A 23,709-nucleotide genomic window follows, 5' to 3' on the forward strand; every position below is an offset into this window, starting at 1 on the left:
GATCAGGCCAGGTGCTCACCGAGTTCGGTCATGAGGGTCGCGAAGGACAGGGCACCGGGATCCACCGTTCCCAACGATTTGTCCCCCAGGACCCGCGCCCGGCCCTTGTTCGCGGTGATGCTCGCCGTTGCGTCCGCGGCTTCCCTGGCGGCCGCAGCCGCCGAGGCAATTGCTTCCCCGGCGTTCTGCCCGGTGAACGACGCCGCGAGCGTCCGACGGAAGGGCAGGGCGGAGTCCATCATGGTCTTGTCGCCTTCCTTCGCTCCTCCCAACCGGCCTATCGTCTCGACGGCCGCATCGAGCGCGCCGATGACGGCCTCCTGGTCCACGCCCTCCTGGTCGCTGACGGCGTTGCCCGCCGCGACCAGTGCCGCGCCCCACAGGGCCCCCGACGTTCCACCGGCCGATTCGGCCCACGCTTCGCCGGAGCGCGCGAGGACGGTCCGGGCGCCGGCGTCCTGGCTCACGGCCTTCCGGGCGGCGTCTGCCGCGCCGGACGATCCGAGCAGCATCCCCTGGCCGTGGTCACCATCGCCGGCCACGGAGTCGATGCGGCCCAGTTCCTCTTCCTCCCGGGCGCAGACCCGTTCGAACAGTGCGATGACGTCGGCGATCCTCCGGGCGCTCTGGCGTGACGCCTCCTCGGAATCCGGTACCGGTTCGTCGCCGAGTTCCCAGAAGTTGTCGCGGAGGGGGCGATCGATGTCGGGCATGATGCCGCGGTGGAAGGCCGGGGTGTCGATGGGCGCGGTCCACAGCCGCTCGAGCTCGTCGTCCAGGAAGACCAGGGTCAGCGAGAGGCCGGCCATGTCGAGGCTGCTGACGAATTCGCCGACTTCCGGGCGGACGGGAACGATGTCGCGCTCCGCGAGCAGCCGGGCGACGTGGTTGTAGACCACGAATTGTTCCTCGTACTTCACCGTCCCGAGCCCGTTGAGGATCACGGCGGCCCGGCCGTCGTAGCCGCCGGTCGTTCGGGCCGGTTCTTCCCGCAGGACGCCGTCGACCAGGAGGGCCGCGACGTCGGCCGCCGTGCCCATCGGCTCGTCGCGCACTCCCGGTTCCCCGTGAATGCCCATGCCCACGGCCAATGTTCCCTCCGGGACTCGGAACAGCGGCTCATCGACACCGGGGAGAGTGCACCCGTCGAAGGCCACGCCCAGAGAACGGGTGGCCTCGTTGGCCTTGGCTGCGACGCGTTCGGCCTCATCGAGGTCGGCTCCGTCTTCGATGGCCGCCCCGACCGCTTTGAGGACGGGAAGAACTCCCCCGATTCCCCGGCGGTCGTGGCGATTCTCCTGGTCGCTGGACGCGACGTCGTCGCTGACCGGAACCACTCTGACGTCGAAGCCGTCGGCCCGGAGCTTCTCGGCGGCCAGGCCGAAGTGCAGCACGTCTCCCGCGAAGTTCCCGAACCCGAGGACGACTCCCCCACCGTTCTCCGCGTTGCGGGCCACGGAATAGACCTGGCTCGCGGAAGGGGATGCGAACACGTTGCCGCACGGCGAGCCGTGCGCCATACCCGGTCCCACCCATCCGGAGAAAGCAGGGTAATGACCGGCGCCTCCGCCAATGACCAAGGCGGGCTGGCCCGGTGGTGTCGCACTCGCACGGACCACGCCGCCGTGGACCTGGGTGATCGTCGGATGCGCGGCGGCGAATCCTGCCACGGCGTCCGCCGCGAAATCGCTCGGCTGGTCGTACAGGTAGGTCATCGACGTCCCTCCATCGGTAGTCGCTCCGGAGCCCGGAATGTTCGGCATGTGTGGGCTGGATCCCACATTCCATAAATCCTATAGGAAATACGATTCGTGAAATACCCTCGCTGACGGCGGCTTTCCTGGCCCACCCGGCCGGCGATCGGGACTGGAAGCAGTGCCCAAGGCCCTCACCACAGGCTCCCGACGCCGAAGACGGCACAGGCCAACAGGAACCCGACCACACCGATCAGGGTTTCCAACACGGTCCATATCCGCAGGGTGGTGACCTCATCCAGTTCGAGCAGGTTCCCCACGAGCCAGAATCCCGAGTCGTTGACGTGGGACAGCACCACGGATCCCGCGGCCACCGCCACGACCATCGCGGCCAGCTGGACATTGTTGTACCCGGCGTCGGTGACACCGGACGCGATGAGTCCGGCCGTCGTCGTGAGGGCCACCGTGGCCGACCCCTGGACGACGCGCAGCGTCGCCGCGATGATGAACCCCGCCAGGATGAGGGGGAACCCCAAGCCCGACAGCGAGGAGGCCAAAGCATCCCCGATGCCGCTGGCCTGGAGGACGCCGCCGAACATGCCGCCGGCGCCAGTGATGAGGATGACGGAGCACACCTTGGGGAGCGCCCCCTCGAGCAGGTCCTGGGCGCCCTTCTTGGACGTGCCCCTGCGCCAACCGAACGCGACGAGGGCGGCCATCAGAGTCACCAGCAACGCGACCGGCGTCTCGCCCAGGAGGACCACGGCGTCGTACCACGGCGAGTCCGTGACCGCACTGCCCAGGGTTCCGGTGTCCTCGAGGGCAGAGAGGCCCGTATTGAGGAAGATCAGGATCATGGGGAGCAGGAGGATACCGACCACGACCGTCCACCGCGGGGCGGCGTCGGTCGTCGTCGATTCCGCGGAGCCGAGGGTTTCGGGGACCGGCAGGTCCAGGCGGCGCCCGACGATCATGCCGAAGAGGTAGACCGCCACGTACCAGGTTGGGATGGCCACGACCAAGCCGACCAACAGAAGGATCCCGAGATCCGCGCCGAAGAACGACGACGCCGTGACCGGCCCGGGATGCGGCGGGACGAAGACGTGCATCACGGAGAACGCTCCGACCGCGGGGATCCCGTACAGCAGCATGGATCCGCCGACGCGCCGCGCCACGGAGAAGACGACGGGCAGCATGACCACCAGGCCGGCGTCGAAGAAGATCGGGAAGCCGAAGAGCAAGGACGCGACGCCCAGGGCCAGCGGGGCCCGTCTCTCCCCGAAGGCCAGCACCAAGCGGTCGGCGAGCGACCTGGAGCCGCCGGACGATTCGAGCAAAGCGCCCAGCATGGCGCCCAAACCGACCAGCAGGGCCACCGATCCGAGGGTTGTCCCGAAGCCTTCCGTCAGAACGTCCACGACCTTCCCGAGCGGAACGCCCGCGGTCGCCGCCGTCAGCAGACTCACCAGGATCAAGGCCGGGAACGCGTGGACCTTGAGCCGGATGATCAGGAACAGGAGCACCGCAAAGGCTCCTGCGGCGATGAGCAACAGAGGCCCGACACCGAGCGTCTGCGTCCATCCGTCGACTTTCATGGGGCACCTTTCGTCGTCGTCCGGGAAGAGGCCCACCTCCGGGTGTGCTCCCCGCGTTGTCGATGCCGATCGAGCGAGGACCGGTGGGTTCGCACCCCCGGACGCCGATGGCGTGCCAAGAAACCTACCGTCTACGTCCCTCGGTCGGCGCCCGCGGCACGGCGAAGTGGTCATGTAACTTATCGTCATGACAAGCTGTACGAACGAGCGGCCGTCCCGACGCCGCGGTGAATCACTCGAAGGCTGGACCTCATGGAACTTCTGAATTCGATCGTCGGCAGTATCGACGACGTCATCTGGTACCCAATGTTCGTCATCCTCATCGGCGTCGGGCTGTACCTGACGATCCGTACTCGGTTCGTCCAATTCCGGCGGTTCCCGGAAATGTTCCGAATTCTGGGTGAGCCCAGCGGCAAGGACGCCGATGGGCGGACCCAGATCTCCTCGTTCCGGGCCTTCACGATCTCTGCGGCGTCCCGCGTGGGCACGGCGAACATCGCCGGCGTCGCCCTGGCCATCAGCATCGGCGGTCCCGGCGCGGTCTTCTGGATGTGGGTGATCGCCTCCGTCGGTGCGGCCAGCGCCTTTGTCGAGTCTCTGTTGGCCCAGCTGTACAAGCACCCGGGCAAAGAGGCCTACGTCGGTGGGCCGGCCTACTACATGCAGCGCGGCCTGAAAGCGCGGTGGATGGGCGTCGCCTTCGCGGTCATCATCTGCCTGACCTACGGATTCGTGTTCAACTCGGTCCAGACGAACTCGATCGCGGACGCCATCTCCCAGTCCACGGCGCACTTCAACGAAGGCCTCGCCTCGAGCGCCGGGCTCAAGATCGTTCTGGGAATCGTCCTGGCCGCGCTGACCGGCTTCATCATCTACGGTGGCGTCCGCTCGATCTCCGCGATCACCCAGATCCTGGTTCCGGTCATGGCCGTGATGTACGTCGGTTTGGGCCTCTTGGTCGTCATTCTGAACATCAACCTCGTGCCCTCCGTATTCCTGCAGATCATCCAGGGTGCGTTCGGCTTCAAGGAGTTCGTGACGGGTGGGCTCATGGGCGTGATCATGCAGGGCGTGCGGCGAGGCCTGTTCTCGAATGAGGCAGGTATGGGTTCGGCCCCCAACGCGGGCGCCACGGCCGCCGTCTCGCACCCCGCCAAGCAGGGTTTCGTGCAGTCCCTGGGCGTGTACTTCGATACGATTCTGGTCTGCTCGATCACGGCGTTCATCGTGCTGCTCTCGCAGCCCTCCTTCGGGGACGAGGCCGCGGGCGCCTCGCTGACGCAGTCCGCTCTGGCCAGTCAGCTCGGCGGCTGGGCCGTCCACTTCCTGACCGTCGCGATCTTCCTGTTCGCGTTCTCCTCGGTCATCGGCAACTACTACTACGGCGAGTCGAATATCCAGTTCCTGACCGAGCGGACGTGGGTCCTTCAGGTCTACCGCGCCCTGGTGATGCTCTTCGTCTTCATCGGCACCGTGGCTGCGCTGGACCTCGTGTGGACGCTGGCCGACGTCTTCATGGCGGTCATGGCCTTCCTCAACCTCATCGCGATCTTCCTCCTGGCGGGAGTCGCCACCAAGGTTCTGAAGAACTACGACCGCCAGCGCAAGGAAGGCAAGGAACCGATCTTCCACGCCTCGGATCTCCCGGAGATCACCGGGCTCGAGACCTGGGACGGCGGTGACGAGGTCACGACCCGTCAGTTCTGGATCGACCACGAGACCCTGCGGCGAGCGGCCAAGAAGTAGGCCGAGGTCCCCATGCGCGGCCGTCCTCGGGAACGGCGAGTGGGCCGTTTCCGTGGACAGCGAGTGGGCGGCGGGCGAACACCGGTGGAATTACTCCATCGTCCCGGGCAAGATGGGGGCGAAGCGACGATGGAGGAAAAATGTCCGATCTGACCGAGGTGGAAGTCTTCATTCCCGCGGGCGGCCCGGAGGACACCGAGCGCGAGGAATTCCTCGACGCCGCCGCCGAACTCGCGGAACAGGGCTACCCCATCACGGTGTACGTCCGCGGGGAGGACGAGTGGGCCTTCGAGCAGTGCGAACACGTCGCGGACATGATCGCGGCCTCGGGAGACATGGTTCTGCCCATCACCCTCCTGGGACCCCAGATCGTGACCTCCTGGATGTACCCGACGTCGGAGCAATTGCAGCGATTCGCGAAGGCCCGGGAGCCGAAGCGCAAGGACCCCCGATTCTCCGCCGCAGGTGCCGCCTGCGGTCCGGGTGGCCGGCAGGTTCCCGGAGAGGGCCAACCCGCGGAGAAGCCAGCGCCCGCCGGGTTCGCCGCCGTCCTGGCCGGGGTCAAGGAAACCCCGCGAGGAGGCCCCGATATGGGCGGTCGGAGGAACCTCATGGGCGGAGACACCGGCGACGGCCTCCCTTCCTCCGAGGACCGCGCCCCGAGCGACGATCATTCCGCCGGAGGATGCTGCGGCGGGGCCTGCGGGTGCGGAGGGCATTGAGGGGAGACACCGGCCCCTCACCCACCGGGCAGCACCTCTCACGATGACGACGAAGGAGTGACCATGGGACTGTTCCCATCTGGAAACAAGCGCCTCCCCGAGTGGCAGCTCTCGCTGTCCCCCGAGGAACAGAAGAAACGTCGACAGCAGGAGCGCGAAGCTCGGCGTTCTGTCACCCCACGGCAGAAGACCACCGCGGGCCGTTCGAAACGGGCCGGGTCGGAGGACAGCCACACCTCCGGGAGCCGGGAGGCCTCCGGGAGCCGGGAGGCCTCCGGAAGCCGGGAGGCCTCCGGGAGCCGGGGGGCCTCCGGTTCCGGGTTCCTCCGCGACGCTGCGGTCGCATTCGGCTGGGCCTTCGCGGACGCGACCGTGTGGTGTGTTGCCCCCGAGGCCTGGACGACCAACGTAGCCCTCAGGAAGCCCTCGCGCAGTGGTGCCATCACCTTCGTGGCGCTCGCTGGGAGCCTGACCGGCGGGGCCTTCACGTACACGGTGGCCAAGAACTCGAGCAAGCGTGAGAGCGCCGGGCGCCTTCTCCGCGTTCCGGGTGTCTCCGAGCAGACGATTCGTCGGGCCGAGACCGAGGTCAAGAAGTACGGCGCGAAGGCCCTGGCTTCGGGTCTCGTGGAACCCGTCCCCTACAAGGCCTACGCCCGCGCCCTCGGACACAACGGAACTCCGATGCAGGAGTTCCTGCTCTGGTCCGCCATGGCGCGCATTACCCCGCTCACGGTCCTGACGACCGGCGTCGGCGTGCTGAGCGCCGTCTCCCGGAAGGCCGCGCCGCGGTTGACGCGGGCCGCCGGCCCCCTTGCGCTCAACGCGGGGTGGGTTGCGTACTACGCGTGGCGTCTGTCCGGGACAGGGAAACGGTAGCCGGCGCTCCACCGAGCGACCTCCCCCTCTGGCCGCGGTGGCGCCTCGGGGAATCACGTGGCCTCCGGAGGCCGCCCTTGAGCCACGGACGTCGCCTGGCGTGAAATACGTCCGAGCGCCTGCCTGAAGGCATCTGCCGCAGGACCTGTCGGCAGAATCAGGGCCGTGTTGAGGTCCCGACTGACCGAAAGCAGGTGCCACGCCAAGTCGTCCCAGGTGGGGGCGCCCACGACGAAGCTGCAACCTGTCGCGGTCGCTTCGAGCTCAGTGCGGTAGGGCGCGGGCAGGCAGGCCTCCAGACGTTGCGCGTCAACCTCCACTTCCACCCTCATGACGCATTCGTATCGGCTGGCAAGGTCCCGGCGGAAATCGTGGTCAGGAGCCTCGCGCGGCGCGAAACGCCAGGTGGACGGCTTGAGATCGCGCATGCGGTCCAGGCGAAAGACTCGCCAGTCCTCCCTTTCGCGATCGTAGGCTTGGAGGTACCAGTGCTCGCCCTGGGTGATCAGCCGCGCGGGTTCGACCTCGCGGGTTCCGCCCCCACCCCGGGGTTTGCAGTAGTAGAAGCGGACGAGGTTGTGATCTCGTTGCGCAACGGCCAATTGCTCCAGAACGCGGAGATCGACCGCGGGACGGACCCGCGGCATGGCGCGCGTGGCCCCATCAATCGCGGCCGCGACGGCTCGGAGCCTGGCCGGAAGCACCTGGTCGAGCTTGGTCAGGGCGCGCAATGCCGCTTCGCCCACGGCGTCGCCCCCTGTCAGGGCAGCCATCCGCAGGCAGGCAACCAGGGCCACCGCCTCATCGTCCTCCAGGACGAGGGGAGGCAGGCGCCGCCCGCCGCCCAGCCGATAGCCGCCTGCCATTCCCGGCTCTGCCTCGACCGGATACCCCAGGTCACGCAATCGGGCGACGTCACGACGCACGGTGCGCCCGGTAACCCCCAGGCGCTCGGCGAGCTCATCTCCACGCCAGGTGGTGCGTGTCTCCAACAGTCCGAGGAGCCGCAGGACGCGATGTGTGGTTTGGGTCATGCCACCATTCTCGGTCAGACTGCGGACCGAACCTGTCCTCATTGAGGGTTTGAATGAGTTTGCGACATTCACCAACAACCAGAGGACACATTATGTACCTGCCCGAGATCAATGACGAACGCACCACGTTGTGCAAGTACCTCGACGTTCAGCTCGACGCCATCCGAGCCAGCGCTTTCGGCCTCGACGACGCCGAGGCTCGTCAATCACCGTTGCGAAGTGCCCTGAGCATCAGCGGGATCATCAAGCACATCGTCTACTGCATGAAACAGTCCCTCTCGAGGGCCGGGCATTCAGAGCATGACCAGCCCTTTGAGGCCTTCACCACGAGTTTTACGCCCACGGAGGACGAATCCCTCGAAGCGTTGTTGGCCAGGTTCGATGCCGTCCGCGCCGAGTACATGACGATGTGCCGAGAAGGCGATCTCGAGTCGGAAGTGCAGGCCGGTCCCATGCCCTGGTACGGGCTGAACGAGGCTCGCCCCGCGAAACTGCGGTACCTCTACGCGCATCACCTGGAGGAGTTCGCGCGACACGCAGGTCACGCCGACGTCATCCGTGAGCAGCTCGACGGGGCCCAGGCGATCGAGCTCCTGGCCGCCGTCGAGGGCCAACCGGCCAATGACTTCGTTACCCCGTGGAGTCGGTAGAAGCCCAACGGCCAGCGGCCCCACGGGCAAAGCCGTTCCTCAGAGATCCGCTTTCCGACGTTTCAGGCCCCGGCGCACCACGGGCCAGAACAGGATCAGGGCAACCACCGCGACCAAGCTCGTCCACACCTGGGTGCGGCCGTCCGGGGTGGTCAGCATGACGACGAGGACGAATGCGACTCCCGCGAAGAGCACGTAATTCAGCACGGGGTGCAGCCACACCTTGAGGGCCAGGCTGTCCCGTTCTTCCGGACTCATCTTGCGTCGCAGGTTCATCTGGGTCAGTGCGATGAAGACGTAGACGAACAGGGCCACGAGCCCCGCCGAGTTCATGATGAAGTCGAAGACCCCGGAGTCCGGGGCCGCGAAATTCACGATGGTCGCCACGACGCCGCCGACGGTCGAGGCCAGGAGCGCCATGACGGGCACACCACTGCGCGAACGGGAACGAATCACCCGGGGCGCATACCCCTGATCGGCCAGGGCGGCGAACATGCGGGATGCGGAGTACAGACCCGAGTTCAGCACGGAGAGCACGGCGGTGAAGATGATCAACTGCATGACCATGGCCGCCCCCGGTACTCCGTACCGGCTGAAGACGAGGGTGAAGGGCGCGTGGGCGACGTCGCTCGGGACGGGCAGCTCGTTCCACGGGATGACCACGGTGATCACGAGGACCGCGCCGACGAAGAACAGCAGGATGCGCCAGATGACGGTGCTCGTGGCCTGGCGGATGCCCTTGGCCGGGTTCTCGGATTCGGCCGCGGCCATGACGGCGATCTCGGTCCCGAAGTAGGAGAAGATCACCAGGGCGACGCCGGTCAGTGCCGCGCTGTAGCCGTGCGGGGCGAAGCCGCCGTGCTGCCACAGGTTCCCGACGGAGAAGTCCGCGTGCGGCCAGAGCCCGAAGGCGAACAGCACGCCCACGCCCAGGAACACCACGATCGCGATGACCTTGATACTCGCGAGCCAGAATTCGACCTCGCCGAAGGTGCGCACCGAGATGAGGTTCGTCCCCACGAAGAGCGCGAGGAGGAAGAACGACCCGGCCCACGCCGGGATCGCCGGGAACCACCCGTGGAGGGTTTCACCGCCGAGCACGGACTCGTAGGCCAGGACCCCGACCCAGAAGTACCAGTAGAGCCAACCGACCAGATAGGCCGCCCAGTCCCCCAGGCCGACCCGGGCGTACTCCATGAAGGATCCGATCGCGGGCCGTGCCGCGGCCATTTCGCCGAGCATCCTCATTGCCAGGAACACCAGCAGGCCGCCGATGAGGTAGGAAAGCACCGCTGCCGGGCCGACCGAGCGGATCACGTTGCCCGATCCGACGAACAGGCTCGCGCCGATGATCCCGCCCAGGGTGATCATCGTGACGTGACGCGACCGCAGCTTGCGGGGCGACCCCGAGCCGGCGGACTCGGAGGGTCCGGACCCACCCGCCGCGGACGAACCGTTGCCACGGTGCACGGTCGATCCCATCGACGTCTCGGGCGAAACCCGGTCATCGTACGGTGAATGACTCATGGATAAGCCACTTTCTTCAGAAAACAATGTTGTGGAACTCGGCCCATTTCACCACAGGCCCGCCCGGCATGGAGGCCGGCGGGCCCGCGCGGACGTCGCAGTCCAGAAATCTTACCCGCCGTTGCATGCCGGTCACCATGTGTTGCACGAGCGGGAAGTCCGCGGTACGGCCGGCCGGCGTCGGGGGGGGGCGTGCGCCGGGGTCGAGGTCGGACGTGCGCCGGGGCCGAGCGTGCGCGAGGTGGCAATCCTGAGCGTTCCCCACGCCGAGGTGGCAGATTCGTGCGAAAAACCGGGCCAAAACCGCACAAAACTGCCACCTCGCGGGCGGAATTGCACAAAACTGCCACCTCGCGGGCGGAATTGCACGAAACTGCCACCTCGCGCCGGATCCGGGCGGTTTCGGCCTCGAGTTCACGCGCCTTTCAGTTTCCTCTGCACCGCGCACCCTGGATATGGGCTTTGACTAGGGCGTGGACCCTAATGCGTGCGGCGGGCGTGCGCTGGGGTCGGACGTGCGCCGGGGCCGAGCGTGCGCGAGGTGGCAATCCCGAGCGTTCCCCGCGCCGAGGTGGCAATCCTGAGCGTTCCCCGCGCCGAGGTGGCAGATTCGTGCGAAAAACCGGGCCAAAACCGCACAAAACTGCCACCTCGCGGGCGGAACTGCACGAAACTGCCACCTCGCGGAGGCTCGAGCCACACCTGAGCACAGAACCCGGCCGGCCCCCGGGATCACGCCAGGACGCGACCCGACGCCGACACAGACAAGAGCCGCCGCCGGCGTTCGGGAGCCCCTGATGGGGTGGGTCCGAACACCGACGACGGCTCCCGCGGGTGAACCGCCGCGAACTACCGCGAACCGCCGCGCCGCAGCACGGCTCCGCGGGTCGGGCTAGACCGACCGGATGCCTTCAACCAGGATGTTGAGGGCTTCGTCGAGCAGCTCATCGCTGATGGTCAGCGGCGGGAGCAGGCGGACGATGTTTCCGTAGGTGCCGCAGGTCAGGATCGCTACGCCGCGCTCGAGGCAGTAGGCGGCGACGTCCTTCGCGGCGGAGGGGTGCGGCGTCTTGGAGTCGGAGTCGGCGACGAACTCGATCGCCATCATGGCACCGCGTCCACGCACCTCACCGACGATGTCCGACTCAGTCACCAAGGGTTCGATCGCGCCGCGAATGGCCTTTTCGATCGCGGTGGCGCGCTCGTTGAGGTTCCACTCCTCCATGGTCTCGATCGATGCCAGCGCCGCGGCGCACGCGACGGGGTTACCACCGTAGGTGCCGCCCAGGCCGCCGGGGCCGACGGCGTCGAGAAGGTCCGCCCGACCCGTGACGGCCGACAGCGGCATGCCACCGGCAATTCCCTTGGCCAGGGTCACGAGATCAGGCTCCACGCCCTCGTGATCCACGGCGAACCACTTGCCGGTGCGGCAGAAGCCGGCCTGGACCTCGTCGGCGATGAAGACGACGCCGTTCTCGCGGGCCCATTCGGCCAGACGGGGCAGGAAACCTTCGGCGGGGACGATGAACCCGCCCTCGCCCTGGATCGGCTCGATCAGGATGGCGGCGACATCCTGGCCGCCGATCTGCTTCTCGATCTGGAGGATGGCACGCTCCGCGGCTTCCTTGCCATCGATCTCAGCCGGTTCCCGGTAGGGGTAGCTCATCGGGACGCGGTAGACCTCGGAGGCGAACGGGCCGAATCCACGCTTGTACGGCGCGGCCTTGGCGGTCAGCGCCATCGTCAGGTTGGTCCGGCCGTGATAGGCGTGGTCGAAAACGACGACGGCGTTGCGGCCCGTCGCCGCGCGAGCCACCTTGACCGCGTTCTCGACGGCCTCGGCACCCGAGTTGAACAGGACCGAGCGCTTCTCGAAGTCGCCCGGGGTGACTTCGGCGAGCTTCTCGGCAACGGCCACATAACCTTCGTACGGCGTCACCATGAAGCAGGTGTGGGTGAAGTGCGAGGCCGCGTCCTGCACCGCTTCGACGACCTTGGGCGCCGAGGCGCCGACCGAGGTCACGGCGATTCCCGAGCCGAGGTCGGCGAACGAGTTGCCGTCGACGTCGACGATCACGCCGCCGTCAGCGTCCGCAGCGTACACAGGGACGGAGGAAGCAACACCGCCCGGCACCACCTTGGCACGACGTTCCGCGAGCTCGGCGGAGCGAGGGCCCGGGAATTCGCCGGTCAGACGAATTTCCTGCGGCAGACGGTAGCTGATGTTTGACATGTGTGTTTGGTCCTTCTGACGAGGGGGATGGGTTACGCGCTGATGTCGTGCATGACGTGCTTGACGCGGGTGTACTCCTCAACAGCGTACAAGGACAGATCCTTGCCGTGCCCGGAGTCCTTGAACCCGCCGTGCGGCATTTCGGCGGCGAGCACCACGTGGGTGTTGACCCAGACACAGCCGAAGTCCAAATCGCGGGACACGCGCATCGCCGTACCGTGGTTGCTGGTCCACACCGAGGAGGCCAGGGCGTAGTCGACGTCATTCGCGAGGTCGAGGGCCTCCTCCTCGCTGGAGAAGGTCTGCACCGTCAGTACGGGCGCGAAGGTCTCCTCCTGGACAATCGCGTCATCCTGGTGAACACCGGAAATCACGGTCGGTTCGATGAAGAACCCCTTGTCACCGAGCTGTTTGCCGCCACACTCGACCGTCGCGTGCGAGGGAAGGCTCTGGAGCTTGCCCATCACGGTCTCGAAGTGATTGACGTTGTTGAGCGGGCCGTAGTAATTGTCGGCGTCGTTCTCCGAACCGGTCTTGGTGGCCTTGGCCGCCTCGACCAGGAGCCGGGTGAATTCCTCGGCCGCGGATTCCTCGACGAGCACTCGCGTGACGGCCGTGCAGTCCTGGCCCGCGTTGAAGTAACCGAATTCCGTCAGCATCTGGGCGGTGCGCTTGAGGTCGGCGTCGGCGAAGACGATGGCCGGAGCCTTGCCGCCCAACTCGAGGTGGGTCAGCTTGAGTTCCTTGCCGGCGGCCCCGGCGACCGAACGACCGGCCCGGACCGAACCGGTGATGGCGACGAGCTGCGGCGTCTTGTGCGAGACCAGCTGGGCGCCGACCGCGCCGTCGCCCAGGACGATGTTCACGACGCCGGCCGGGAAGATCTCCGCGATCAGTTCGGCGAGCACCAGGGTCGACTCGGGGGTGGTGTCCGACGGCTTGAGCACCACCGTGTTGCCCGCCGCCAGGGCGGGACCGAGCTTCCACACGGCCATGTCGAGGGGGTAATTCCACGGGGTCACCTGGGCGACGACGCCGATGGGCTCGCGGCGGATGTACGAGGTGTGGTCCTCCACGTATTCGCTCGCGCCCTTGCCCTCGAGGGTTCGTGCGGCTCCGGCGAAGAACCGGAACTGGTCGGCACCACCGATGATTTCCTCCGAGGTGATGGCCTCGCGGGGCTGCCCCGTGTTGCGGTACTGGGCGTCAGCGAGCCGTTCGGCGTTGGCCTCCATCGCGTCGGCGAGGTCGAGCAGCATCTTCTGGCGCTGCGAGGGCGTGGTCCGCTTGAAGCTCTTGAAGGCTTCCGCTGCGGCGGCGAATGCGGCGTCGATCTCTTCGGACGTCGAAATGGGCGACTCGGCGACCTTCTCACCGGTCACGGGGCTGACAATGTCGAGCGCCTCGTTCGAGGCGGACTCCACGAATTCTCCGTTGATGAAGTTCTTGAGACGGGTGACCATGGATGCTCCTTCTTCAGGGGTGGTCTGGACAGAACGGAACGAGATCCGGGCGGGCTACTGGCCCGCGTAGGGGTCCCTGATACCGATGTATTGGGTCGTGGTGTATTCGGCGATGCCTTCGGCTCCGCCTTCGCGCCCGAGGCCGGACTGCTTGACTCCCCCGAAAGGTGCGGCCGCGTTGGAGATGACTCCGGCGTTGAAGCCCATGAGGCCGTATTCGAGGTGGTCGGAGGCCCGGAACATGCGGGATTGGTCCTGGGTGTACACGTACGAGGCCAGTCCGTATTCGGTGGCGTTGGCCAGTTCGTAGGCCTCGTCCTCGGTCGAGAACGTGACGATCGGGGCCACGGGCCCGAAGATCTCTTCGGTGACGACCCTGGCATCCCGAGGCACGTCGGCAAGCACGGTCGGTTCGAAGAAGTAGCCCTCGCCCTGACCGGGCTTCCCCCCGACCAGGACCCGTGCGCCACGCTCGGTAGCGTCCTGCACCAAGGCGGTCACGGATTCCTGTGCCTTCTTCTCCACGAGGGGTCCGCAGGTGGTTCCCGGTTCGAGACCGTTGCCGACCTCGAGTGCGCCGATCTTCTCCGCGAACTTGCGGCCGAATTCCTCGGCCACCGACTCGTGGACCAGGAATCGGTTCGCCGCGGTGCAGGCCTCCCCCATGTTCCGCATTTTCGCGCCCATCGCGCCTTCGACGGCGGCGTCGATGTCCGCGTCCTCGAAGACGACGAACGGTGCGTTGCCGCCGAGCTCCATCGAGGTCCGGAGCACGTTGTTCGTGGCCTGCGCCATGAGTTGCTTGCCGACGGGAGTCGAACCGGTGAAGGACACTTTCCGGAGCCTCGGGTCCTCCATGATGGGGTTCGAGATCGCGGATGCCGAGGCGCCCGAGACCACGTTGAGCACACCGGCCGGAAGCCCCGCGTCGAGCATCGTCTGCGCGAAATACTGGCTGGTCAGCGGGGTCAGACGGGCCGGCTTGAGGACCATGGTGCACCCTGCGGCGACAGCCGGGGCGACCTTGCGGGTACCCATCGCCAGGGGGAAATTCCACGGGGTGATGAGCAGGCACGGGCCGACCGGCTTGCGCACCGTCAGCATCCGGAGGTTGCCTTCGGGGGTCGGGGCGTAGCGACCATAGTCCCGCACGGCCTCTTCCGAGAACCAGCGGAGAAATTCTCCGCCGTAGGCAACCTCACCGCGGGATTCCGCGAGCGGTTTGCCCATTTCGAGGGTCATGAGGGTCGCGAATTCTTCCTTGCGCTCCTGGACCAGGTCGAAGGCGCGGCGCAGAATGTCGGACCGCTCTCGGGCCGGGGTCGCCGCCCATCCGGCCTGCACTTCGCATGCGGCGTCCATCGCGGCCCGAGCGTCCTCGCTCGTGCCGGAGGCCAGGGTCGCAAGGGTTTCGCCGGTCGCGGGGTTCTCGACCTCGTAGACCGAGTTGTCAGAGGCGTCTCGCCACTGGCCACCGATCAGCAATCCCGTGGGGACTCGAGCCAGAAGTCGATCGACGTCGATGGCCATGGATGTGTACCTCTTTCGCGTGTTCTATGGGACTGGCATCAACCGTAGTTGACCAATAATCAATTTTTGTTTCATTACATTATTTGCCGGTCTTGCGGGCTCGATCCGGGTCGATCGCCCTGAGTTGGCCCGTCCAGGGTTGGGCTTCGGACCCGTAGCGACCGGGATGGTATTCGCGGGGCACCACGACGATGGGGATCGGAAGCTTGGCCAGGATCTTCGACGTGGTCGAGGACAGGAACAGCTCGCCCTTCTGGGCCAGTTTCGAGGAACCCGCCATGAGAACGGCCCCCTCTTTCCAGTCCAGGGATTCGACGGCCTCCGAGATACCCCGGCCGTGGCCGACGACGACCTCCAGCTTCTCGGGCTCGTCCGGCGTGAGGGACGAATCCTCGATGAGTTCCTCGACGGCTTCCTTGACCCGGCCTTCGTCCTCCTCAGCGGACCCGTCCACCATGCACACCAGGCGGACCGGGATGCCGGTCCGGTTCAGGGTCGCGATGGCTTCCTCGACCAGGCCGATCGAATCGTCCTTGGGGCTGACCGCACAGTCGATCGCGGTGATGGCGATGGAGTTCTCATAACCCCGCGGCGCGATGATCACGGGCAACGGAGCCCTGTGCAAGAGCGCGTTGTCCACGGAACCGATCCCGTGCCACAACCACGAGCTCTTGGACGAGCTGCCGACCACAATGGCCCCGGCGTTGACGGATTCGGCCATCTCCATCAGCCCCGTCGCGGCGTTGACCGATCGCCGGAGGTGGTACCGGGCGACGACGTCCTCGGGCACGGATTCCGCCGCTTCACGCAACCACTCCTTGGCCCGCTCCTTGACCAGCTCGGCGTAGTTCCCGTGACCGCGTAGCGCACCCGCGTATGCATCCTCCGCCTTGAGCACCAGGACGACATCCAATTCGGCACCCATCGACCGGCCAAGGGCAACGCCCAGATTCAGTGCTTCCCGGCCGCGGCGGTCCGCGGAATAACCAACGATGTATCTCATAGTGAGTCCACGATATCCGCGGCCGCTTTCTGCCCCATCCGGATCGCACCGTCAACGTGCTGGTATCCCTCGGCCGCGAGATCCGAGCAGGACCAATGGATCGGCCCCACAGGCTGTGCCTGGTCCGCGCCGTACCGATGCAGACCACCCAGGTCGTAGCTCGCGGCATAGGCGCCGCGTGTCCATTCCTCGGATCCCCAGTCGGATTCGTAGTAGACCACGGGGTTCTTGGCCTCCTCGCCGAGCAGATCCGCCATCGAGGACAGAATGGCCTCCTTGCGATCCCCCTCGGACAACTCGAACATGCGATCCGCCTTCTCGTCCGAGATGAATCCGACGAGCGTGCCGCGCGATTCCTCCTCGCCGGTCTCCGGATCGTAGTTGGTGTTGTCGTAGATCTCCTGAACCAGGGAATCCGCAGCGAACGCCGTGCCGGACAGGCCCTTCTCCCGCCAGAACGGGGTGTCGTACACCGCGTGCACCTTGATGACCAGCCCGAGCGACTGGTGCTGATGCAGCTGGTGCTGGCGGCGCGGCAGAGCCGGGACGTAAGAAATGCGGCTGTAGAGGTTCGGCGGGACCGCAACGACGGCGCGCTTGGCCCGGACCACCACGCCCGATCCGCTGGCCTCGCCATCCCCGGAGAACTCTTCCGCCTCGACCAGGACGGGGTACTCGGAGCCCTCCTGCCACCGGAGCACGCGCACCGGGTGACTCGTGATGACGTCCTCCCCCAGCTCGCTGGCCATCGCGAGGGACACGGACTGCATGCCGCCCAGGACCCTCTTGTCCAGAATGAAGTCTTCGTCCACGAGGTGCGAGAAGGATCCCGCGGATGCCGCCATCAGCACGGCCTGCAACGCGGAGAACGCATGGGACGGTTTGGTGAGCATGCCACCGGCGATGAACAGGCCGATGTTGTTGCAGGCTTCTTCGTCCGAGGACTGCTCGCGCAACCAGTGGTGGAAAGAGATCGTGTCCAACTCCCGCGCCTTGGGGTGCGCCCAGGGTTCCGAGGGGCCGACCTCGGCCGCCAGCCCATCGAGGATCTCGATCAGACGTTCCATCTCTCGTTCGGTCTCTTCCGAAACCGGGAACATCTCACCCGTGTACCGGCTGACTTTCCCGTCCGGGCCGCGATAGATGTTCTCGCCCTCGCGGTACCGGGAGAACGTGGTCAGACCGAGCTCCTCGACCAGCTCACTGAGCACGGTCTGATCCGGCGAGATCCACTGGCCGCCGATCTCCAGGAAGGCGCCGTCGATGACGCGCGACCACGTGCGGCCGCCCACGCGCTCGCGGGCCTCGAGCACCGTAACCGACTTGCCTGCCCTGCGCAGCTCCCGGGCGGCGCTCAGCCCGGAGGGGCCGGCGCCGATGACGACGACGTCGGACTCGCGGACAGGCCACGCGGATTGCTGGGGATTGTGGGGGTTGGCGCTCATGATCGGACCTTTCGCAAGAAGTCGGAACGGATAAACGAATGTGTTTCGTTTATGGTATCGATGTCAGAAGATTTTGTGAAGCATGCCGCATGCCGCTTCGTGCCGGGCTTCCGGGCGACGTCGCGGGTAAGGTCGTCCGAGTGACGGAAAATGCGACGAGGAAGCGGGGTCGCCCCGCGCAGACGATCCTGAGTTCGACGACCATCGTTCAGGCCGCCCGGGAACTGCTCGAGTCCCACGGGGAAAACTTCACGATGACCATGCTGGCGAAGCGCCTGGGCGTGGCCGTCTCGTCCCTCTACAACCACGTCCAGTCGCGGGACGAGGTGTTCGCGAGGATTTCGGACGACGTCGTGCGCGGCATCGACGTCCAGGATCTGGCCCGCCTGACCGGCACCGAGGACGCGACGGAGGGCGACGTCGAGTCGACGCCGGCCGAGTGGCGGTCCGCCACCGAAGTCTGGGCGCGTTCCTACTTCCGCGCCTTCGCGGCCCAGCCCTACGTGGTCGCGACCCTGGCCCTGACGCCGGTTGCCGAGGCGCCCCAGACACTGGCGATGTATGAAGCGGTCGCGGAGGCCTTCCTCCGGGCCGGGTGGCCCGAAGGAGAGGCCCTGCGGGTCATCGAGACCCTCGAGTCCTTCCTGCTCGGAACCGCCCTCGACGCGGCGGCACCCGCCGACATCTTCGATCCCGGGCAGCTGAGCACGGACTACGCCGTCATGGCCCGCCTCCACCACGACCGTGAGGAAGTCTCCGGTCCGGCCGCGGCCGAACGAGCGCTCGATCTGGGCCTGCCGAGCATGCTCGACGGACTTGAGCAACGACTCCGGGAGCACCTCGGGGTCTCCTGAGCGTCGTTCCGGATCGCCGTCGCCACTCAGCGGAACGAGTCGGCTATGCACGGTCGACCGCCCCTGGAGCCACCGTGACCTCCCCGCGGAAGAACGACGTCAGCTTCCGGGAGAGCACGAGCATGACGACGAGCCCCAGAACGATCATGCCGGCACCAAGGTAGAAGACCAGACCGACCCCGAAGAGGGACGACCCCGAACCGTACGCCGGGTCGAAGGAATCGATCGTGGTCCGCACGAAGAAGATCAGCAACAGGATCCCGCCCAGAAGGGGCCCGATGAACTGACTGAACGCCGTCCGCACGGACCGGAGTGAGGACTTGCGGAAGTACCAGACGCACGCGAGTGCGGTGAGGCCGTAGTAGAAGCAGACCATCAGGCCGAGCGCGGAGATCGTGTCCCACAGGACGTCCTCGGACACGAACCTCATGACCGTGTAGAAGACCGCGGCGACCACGGTCGAGGTCACCGTGGCGGTGCTGGGGGTCTGGAACTTCGGGTGGATGCGGGAGAGCCCCTTGGGCAGGGCACCGTAGAAGCTCATCGAGAGCATCGTCCGCGCGGGAGAGACCATGGTCGACTGCAGGGACGCGATCGACGACATCAGCACGGCGATCGACATCAGAATGCCCAGCGGGCCCAACACGGGCGTTGCGAGCGCCGCGAACACGTTCTCCTGGATTCCTCCGTTGGTCAGCCCGAGGCGTCCGTCTCCGACGCCGGAGTAGGCCAGGGTCGAGCAGGCAACCAACAGGTACAGCACGACCACGATGGCGATGACCAGCAGGGCCGCCCGCCCCGGCGTCTTGTCGGAGCCCTCGGTCTCCTCGTTGAGCGTCAGGACCGTGTCCCAGCCCCAGTAGATGAAGACCGAGAGGGAAACACCCGCGGAGAACGCGGAGAAGGAATCGACGCCCAACGGGTTGAACCATTCGATATTGGGAATGTGGCCGTCGAAGGCGGAGCCGTTGAGCACGTGCACGATGGCCACCACGGAGAATCCGACCATGATGAGCAGCTGGAAGCTGACCAGGAAGATCTGGAAACGCTTCGTCTCCTCGACGCCGCGGTAGGAAATCACGCACGCACCGGCCATGAACACCAGACACGTGAGGACGTTGAGAGGGACGTTGCGAGTCAGATCGGCGATCGCGTCGTTCCGGAAGATCTGGGAGAGCAGGAGGTAGAAGAAGTCGACGCCGATACCCGCCAGGTTGGAGAGCACCAGGACGGTCGAGGCCAGGAGACCCCATCCGCCCATCCAGCCGACCCAGGGACCGAAGGCCTTGGTGGCCCACGTGAACGTGGTTCCGGAATCCGGCATCGCGGAGTTGAGCTCCCTGTATCCCAGGGCGACGAGCAGCATCGGTATGAAGCCGAGCAGGAAGATCGCCGGAAGGTGGAAGCCGACCACGGAGACCGTGGGGCCCAACGCACCGGAGAGCGTGTAGGCGGGGGCGATCGTCGAGACGCCGATGACGGTCGCCCCGACCAGGCCGATGCTCGCCGCGCTCAGACCCTTGGCCTGTTTCTTCCCGTCACCACCGATGATCGTGACGTCGGGGGTCGATGGCCGGACGATCGGGGACGTGGACGTGTGGATCGTGACCCCGGCGCCGTCCGAGCGCCCGGGATCCTTCCTCTGCTGGGATGAAGAGGGCATGAGTTCCTCCCGTGTGTGGGAATTCGAGGGATGAAGGGGGCTGTGCCCCAGAAAGGTCAGTTCGGCAGGCGAGGGGTCCTGGCCGGTGAGGTGCGGCGCGGTCTCAAGGAGTCGAAAGCGAGGCCGATGCCGAGAAGATCCGTGTCCGAGTAGGCCCGTCCAGCGAAGGTCAGGCCCACGGGCATGCCGGTGTCCTGCATGGTTCCCATCGGGACGGTCACGCTGGGGATCCCCAGGTGACGCATCACCAGGTTCCCGTTGGCGACCCAGACGCCGTTGCGCCACCCCAGGTCCGCGGATGCCGGGTTCACGTCCATGTCGGACGGGGCGACGTCGGCCATTGCGGGGAACACGACGGCGTCCAGGCCGTTCTCCTGCATCCATTCCTCGAGGTCGATCCTTCGGGTTTCCTCGAGGCCGGCCACCCCGTCGGCGAGCTCCGGGATGTCTCGGAAGGACTCGATCGGGTTCTCCCTGATGAACGCGGGGTATTCGGCGATGTCGTCGTCGAAACCGTCGTACCGGTCGGGAAGGGCGCCTTCCGGGTGCGGGAAGATGCGCGCGCCGTCGACGTCGTCGAGTCGGTCCAGCGCGGAGTCGCCATTGGCCCGGAGGAAGTCGTCCCAGGCCCAAGCGGACAGGTCGAAGATCTCCCGGTCGAGGTACTCGGGCGTCACCAGGCCGCGGGTGCGAATGGTCGGCGCCCCCGGTCGGTCGCCCTCGTAATTGGTGACCACGGGGAAATCGACCTCGACGACGCGCGCACCGGCGGCCTCCAGGTCGGCCTTCGCCGAGGCCCAGAGATCGATCACGCTGGCACGAGTGTCGATGCGCTGCCCGGTCGAACCGCCGATGCCCGGTTTCTCCGCGGTGCCCGCGTCCGGGTCAGCATTGATGTACATGCGCGGAACGCCCAGGGTCACCCCATCGAGTCGTTGCTTCGCGGCGGCAGGGTCTCCGGTGGCCAGCGGAAGGTACGACGCCGGCCTGATCTCGGATGCGCGCGGAATGTCGATCCACTCCTGGGCGCGCCAGAAGTCGCCGCGGGTATCGGCGTCGTCCGCGACGATCACGTCCAGGACCTCGACGAGATCCTCAGCGGTCCGCGTGTGGGGAACGACCACGTCCATGGTCGGCACCAGCGGCCAGTTCCCGCGCACCGAGATGACACCGCGCGACGGGGTGTAGGCGAAAAGAGCATTGCAGGACGCCGGGGCGCGCCCGCTCGACCAGGTCTCCTCGCCCAGCCCGAAGGCGGCGAAACTGGCGGCGGTGGCGGTCCCCGAGCCGTTGGAGGATCCGGATCCGAAGGCCGAGGTCAGCCACGATGCGTTGTACGGGCTCTCGGCGCGTCCGTAGACGCCTCGTTGCATGCCGCCGTTGGCCATGGGAGGCATGTTGGTCAGCCCCAGGCAGATCGCCCCTGCCGCCCGGAGTCTCTCGATCGTGAACGCGTCCTTCTGGGCGACCAGATCGGCGAAGGCCGGGCTACCGGCCGCCGCCGTCAGCCCCTGAACCAGGTAGCTGTCCTTGGCGGTGTAGATGATCCCGTCCAGCGGGCCGAGGGTCTCGCCCCGGGCACGGCGTCGATCCGATTCCCGAGCCTCCGCGCGGGCCTCCGGGTTCCGCACGACCACGGCATTCAGGGAGGGCCCGGCGGCGTCATAGGCATCGACGCGCGCCAGGTAGGCATCCAGGATCTCCTCGCAGGTTGCTCGCCCCGAGGTCATCGCCTCGCGCAGGTCGGCGATCCCCGCTTCCACGACGTCGATCCGCGTCACGCCAGGTCACCCCCGGACGGCTGCTGCTGGGTGATGCAGTGGATTCCGCCGCCACGATCGAAGATGGGTCGTGCTTCCACGGAGACGACCTCGCGGCCGGGATAGGCCTCGCCCAAGACCTCCCGCGCCCGGGCGTCGGCGGCGTCGTCCCCGAAGGAGCAGGCGATCACGGCGCCGTTGGCGACGTAGTGGTTGACGTAGCTCCAGTCCACCGGGCCGAAATCGTCATGGAGCCGGCTCGGCGCTGGCAGATCCAGGATCCGCAGGGGCCGACCTTCGGCGTCGGTCTGGCCTTCGAGGGCTTGTCGAATCTTGGCGGAGACCGCGTGGTCGGGGTGCTCGGGGTTCTGCTGATCGTGTACGAGAACGGTCGCCGGCGACGTGAAGGTCGCGACGATGTCCACGTGACCATTGGTCCCGAACTCGTCGTAATCCCTGGTCAGCCCCTGGGGAAGCCAGATGACCTTCCTCGCGCCCAGTGTCCGGGCGAATTCGGCCTCGACCCTCTCCCGCGTCGCGTACGGGTTGCGGCGAGGATCGAGCTGCACCGTCTCGGTCGCGAGGATTGTGCCCTCGCCGTGGGTGTGGATTCCGCCGCCCTCATTGACCAGCACGGAGGAAACACGCTCGACGCCGGCGGATTCGGCGACGAACCGCCCCAATTCCGCGGATTTCTCCCATTGGGCCCAGTCGTTGTCGCCCCAGCCGTTGAAGATCCAGTCGACCGCCCCGATCCGTTGCGGATCCTCGGTATCCCGCACGAAGGTCGGCCCGACGTCGCGCATCCAGAACTCGTCCACCGGGGCTTCGACCACATCGACGCCGGAGCCCAGCATGCGTCGAGCACGCCCGACCTCCGACGGGTCGACGACCATGGTGACCGGCTCAAACTCTGCAATCGCGCGAGCCACGGCGGCCCAGGCCTCGTAGCCCTCCTCGCGCTCGGCCTCCGTGGAACCCAGCGTCTCCCCCTCACTGGGGAACGCCATCCAGGTCCTCTCATGGGGCGCCGTTTCCGCCGGCATCGTCCAGGCCATGCGTCCTTCACTTTCTCGTTCGTCGCCTGCCGTGGCGGAGCGGCCGGGCGGTCGACGAATCATCGTGCGTGTCGATTTAACGAACCAGTTTCGTTTACGTTCCCAGCAAGAGTACATGTGATTTGCGCTACTGGGAAGGCGGTCCCTGGCGGGCGGGTGTGGGGGTGTGGCGGTTGGGGTTGGGTGTGGGGGTTGGGTGTGCGGGCTAGGGTGCGGGTGCGGGTGCGGACGTGCGTTTGTGCATGTGGAGTGGGGTGCGCGCACGGGTTGGGGCGTGGGAATCGACGCGCGGCCCGCTGGGTGGCGGTTACCCGATTCGGTGGTACTTCCCTCCAAAATGAGGGGGTTGAACCGCCACCTAACGGAAGTTCTCACCTCCCAATCGGGCAACCCCCACGCAACTTCGGGACTCGGGGCCCGGCGGCGTCGCCCCCCCCGCGAGGTGGCACTCCCGTGCAGAAATCCTCCCGAGGTGGCAATCCCGTGCGGTTTCGGCGGCAAATTGCGCACAAAGTTGCCACCTCGCCAGACAGAACGCACGAAACTGCCACTTCGACCCCAGATCCCCCTGAGATCAGCGCGAGGTGGCAATCCCGTGCAGGAATCCTCCCGAGGTGGCAATCCCGTGCGGTTTTGACCCCAAATTCCGCACGAAACTGCCACCTCGCCAGACAGAACGCACGAAACTGCCACTTCGACCCCAGAGCCCGCTGAAACCCCCGCGAGGTGGCACTCCCGTGCGGTCTCGGCCGCCAAAATCGCACAAAACTGCCACCTCGACCCAGAATCCGCACGAAACTGCCACCTCGTCGCCCCGTCACCCCTGGGCGTGACCAGTCCTGTTGCCACCCGT

At 66.7% G+C, this 23,709-nt stretch carries 17 protein-coding genes; 5 read left to right on the forward strand and 12 right to left on the reverse strand.

Features of this window, described 5'->3' with window-relative positions; all coding sequences use genetic code 11:
* Positions 1-2 precede the first annotated feature (2 nt).
* Positions 3-1,715 (reverse strand): dihydroxyacetone kinase family protein, encoded by a 1,713-nt coding sequence (locus tag ACTSLZ_RS01110; RefSeq protein WP_443095428.1) that lies wholly within the window; start codon positions 1,713-1,715, stop codon positions 3-5.
* Positions 1,716-1,888: 173 nt separating this feature from the next.
* Complete coding sequence (locus ACTSLZ_RS01115; protein WP_443095429.1) at positions 1,889-3,289, reverse strand: GntP family permease; 1,401 nt, start codon at positions 3,287-3,289, stop codon at positions 1,889-1,891.
* A 252-nt stretch (positions 3,290-3,541) separates the two neighbouring features.
* Between ACTSLZ_RS01115 and ACTSLZ_RS01120 the strand changes: the two genes are divergently transcribed.
* The 3 genes from ACTSLZ_RS01120 (at position 3,542) to ACTSLZ_RS01130 (ending at position 6,636) form a co-directional block, all read left to right on the forward strand.
* Positions 3,542-5,035, forward strand: a complete 1,494-nt coding sequence (locus ACTSLZ_RS01120) for an alanine/glycine:cation symporter family protein (protein WP_129315619.1) — start codon at positions 3,542-3,544, stop codon at positions 5,033-5,035.
* A 140-nt stretch (positions 5,036-5,175) separates the two neighbouring features.
* Positions 5,176-5,757 (forward strand): arsenic metallochaperone ArsD family protein, encoded by a 582-nt coding sequence (locus tag ACTSLZ_RS01125; protein WP_238692382.1) that lies wholly within the window; start codon positions 5,176-5,178, stop codon positions 5,755-5,757.
* Between the two features lie 63 nt (positions 5,758-5,820).
* On the forward strand, positions 5,821-6,636 hold the full coding sequence (locus tag ACTSLZ_RS01130; protein ID WP_443095430.1) for a hypothetical protein: 816 nt from the start codon (positions 5,821-5,823) through the stop codon (positions 6,634-6,636).
* A gap of 53 nt (positions 6,637-6,689) precedes the next feature.
* Here ACTSLZ_RS01130 and ACTSLZ_RS01135 read toward each other — a convergent pair whose 3' ends face one another.
* Entirely contained in the window at positions 6,690-7,670 is a 981-nt protein-coding gene (locus tag ACTSLZ_RS01135; RefSeq protein WP_443095431.1) for a helix-turn-helix transcriptional regulator, read from the reverse strand.
* 92 nt (positions 7,671-7,762) lie between these two features.
* Between ACTSLZ_RS01135 and ACTSLZ_RS01140 the strand changes: the two genes are divergently transcribed.
* The gene (locus ACTSLZ_RS01140) at positions 7,763-8,320 is read left to right on the forward strand and encodes a mycothiol transferase (RefSeq protein ID WP_178980478.1); all 558 of its coding nucleotides are present in this window, start codon (positions 7,763-7,765) and stop codon (positions 8,318-8,320) included.
* 39 nt (positions 8,321-8,359) lie between these two features.
* Here ACTSLZ_RS01140 and ACTSLZ_RS01145 read toward each other — a convergent pair whose 3' ends face one another.
* The 6 genes from ACTSLZ_RS01145 to ACTSLZ_RS01170 form a co-directional block, all read right to left on the reverse strand.
* Positions 8,360-9,847 carry an amino acid permease gene (locus ACTSLZ_RS01145; RefSeq protein WP_238692383.1) on the reverse strand — a complete coding sequence of 496 codons (1,488 nt, stop codon included), beginning with the start codon at positions 9,845-9,847 and terminating at the stop codon, positions 8,360-8,362.
* Between the two features lie 892 nt (positions 9,848-10,739).
* A complete protein-coding gene (gabT, locus tag ACTSLZ_RS01150; protein WP_129315623.1) occupies positions 10,740-12,080 on the reverse strand; it encodes a 4-aminobutyrate--2-oxoglutarate transaminase in 1,341 nt (446 codons plus the stop codon).
* 32 nt (positions 12,081-12,112) lie between these two features.
* On the reverse strand, positions 12,113-13,543 hold the full coding sequence (locus ACTSLZ_RS01155; protein ID WP_443095432.1) for a gamma-aminobutyraldehyde dehydrogenase: 1,431 nt from the start codon (positions 13,541-13,543) through the stop codon (positions 12,113-12,115).
* Positions 13,544-13,597: 54 nt separating this feature from the next.
* Entirely contained in the window at positions 13,598-15,073 is a 1,476-nt protein-coding gene (locus ACTSLZ_RS01160) for an NAD-dependent succinate-semialdehyde dehydrogenase (protein WP_178980480.1), read from the reverse strand.
* Between the two features lie 79 nt (positions 15,074-15,152).
* The gene (locus ACTSLZ_RS01165) at positions 15,153-16,076 is read right to left on the reverse strand and encodes a universal stress protein (RefSeq protein WP_443095433.1); all 924 of its coding nucleotides are present in this window, start codon (positions 16,074-16,076) and stop codon (positions 15,153-15,155) included.
* On the reverse strand, positions 16,073-17,521 hold the full coding sequence (locus tag ACTSLZ_RS01170; protein ID WP_443095434.1) for a flavin monoamine oxidase family protein: 1,449 nt from the start codon (positions 17,519-17,521) through the stop codon (positions 16,073-16,075). The genes ACTSLZ_RS01165 and ACTSLZ_RS01170 overlap by 4 nt, the downstream gene beginning before the upstream one ends.
* Before the next feature lie 89 nt (positions 17,522-17,610).
* Between ACTSLZ_RS01170 and ACTSLZ_RS01175 the strand changes: the two genes are divergently transcribed.
* The gene (locus ACTSLZ_RS01175) at positions 17,611-18,375 is read left to right on the forward strand and encodes a TetR/AcrR family transcriptional regulator (RefSeq protein ID WP_443095435.1); all 765 of its coding nucleotides are present in this window, start codon (positions 17,611-17,613) and stop codon (positions 18,373-18,375) included.
* 43 nt (positions 18,376-18,418) lie between these two features.
* Here ACTSLZ_RS01175 and ACTSLZ_RS01180 read toward each other — a convergent pair whose 3' ends face one another.
* Genes ACTSLZ_RS01180 through ACTSLZ_RS01190 form a run of 3 tightly spaced genes read right to left on the reverse strand, consistent with a single transcriptional unit; the run spans position 18,419 to position 22,856 of the window.
* Entirely contained in the window at positions 18,419-20,038 is a 1,620-nt protein-coding gene (locus ACTSLZ_RS01180; protein ID WP_443095436.1) for an APC family permease, read from the reverse strand.
* 56 nt (positions 20,039-20,094) lie between these two features.
* Positions 20,095-21,819 (reverse strand): amidase, encoded by a 1,725-nt coding sequence (locus tag ACTSLZ_RS01185; RefSeq protein WP_443095437.1) that lies wholly within the window; start codon positions 21,817-21,819, stop codon positions 20,095-20,097.
* Complete coding sequence (locus ACTSLZ_RS01190; RefSeq protein WP_443095438.1) at positions 21,816-22,856, reverse strand: agmatine deiminase family protein; 1,041 nt, start codon at positions 22,854-22,856, stop codon at positions 21,816-21,818. Before ACTSLZ_RS01190 ends, ACTSLZ_RS01185 begins: the two co-directional genes overlap by 4 nt.
* Positions 22,857-23,709 lie beyond the last annotated feature (853 nt).

Source organism: Rothia koreensis (assembly GCF_052232265.1).
Taxonomy (GTDB): Bacteria; Actinomycetota; Actinomycetes; order Actinomycetales; family Micrococcaceae; genus Rothia; species Rothia koreensis.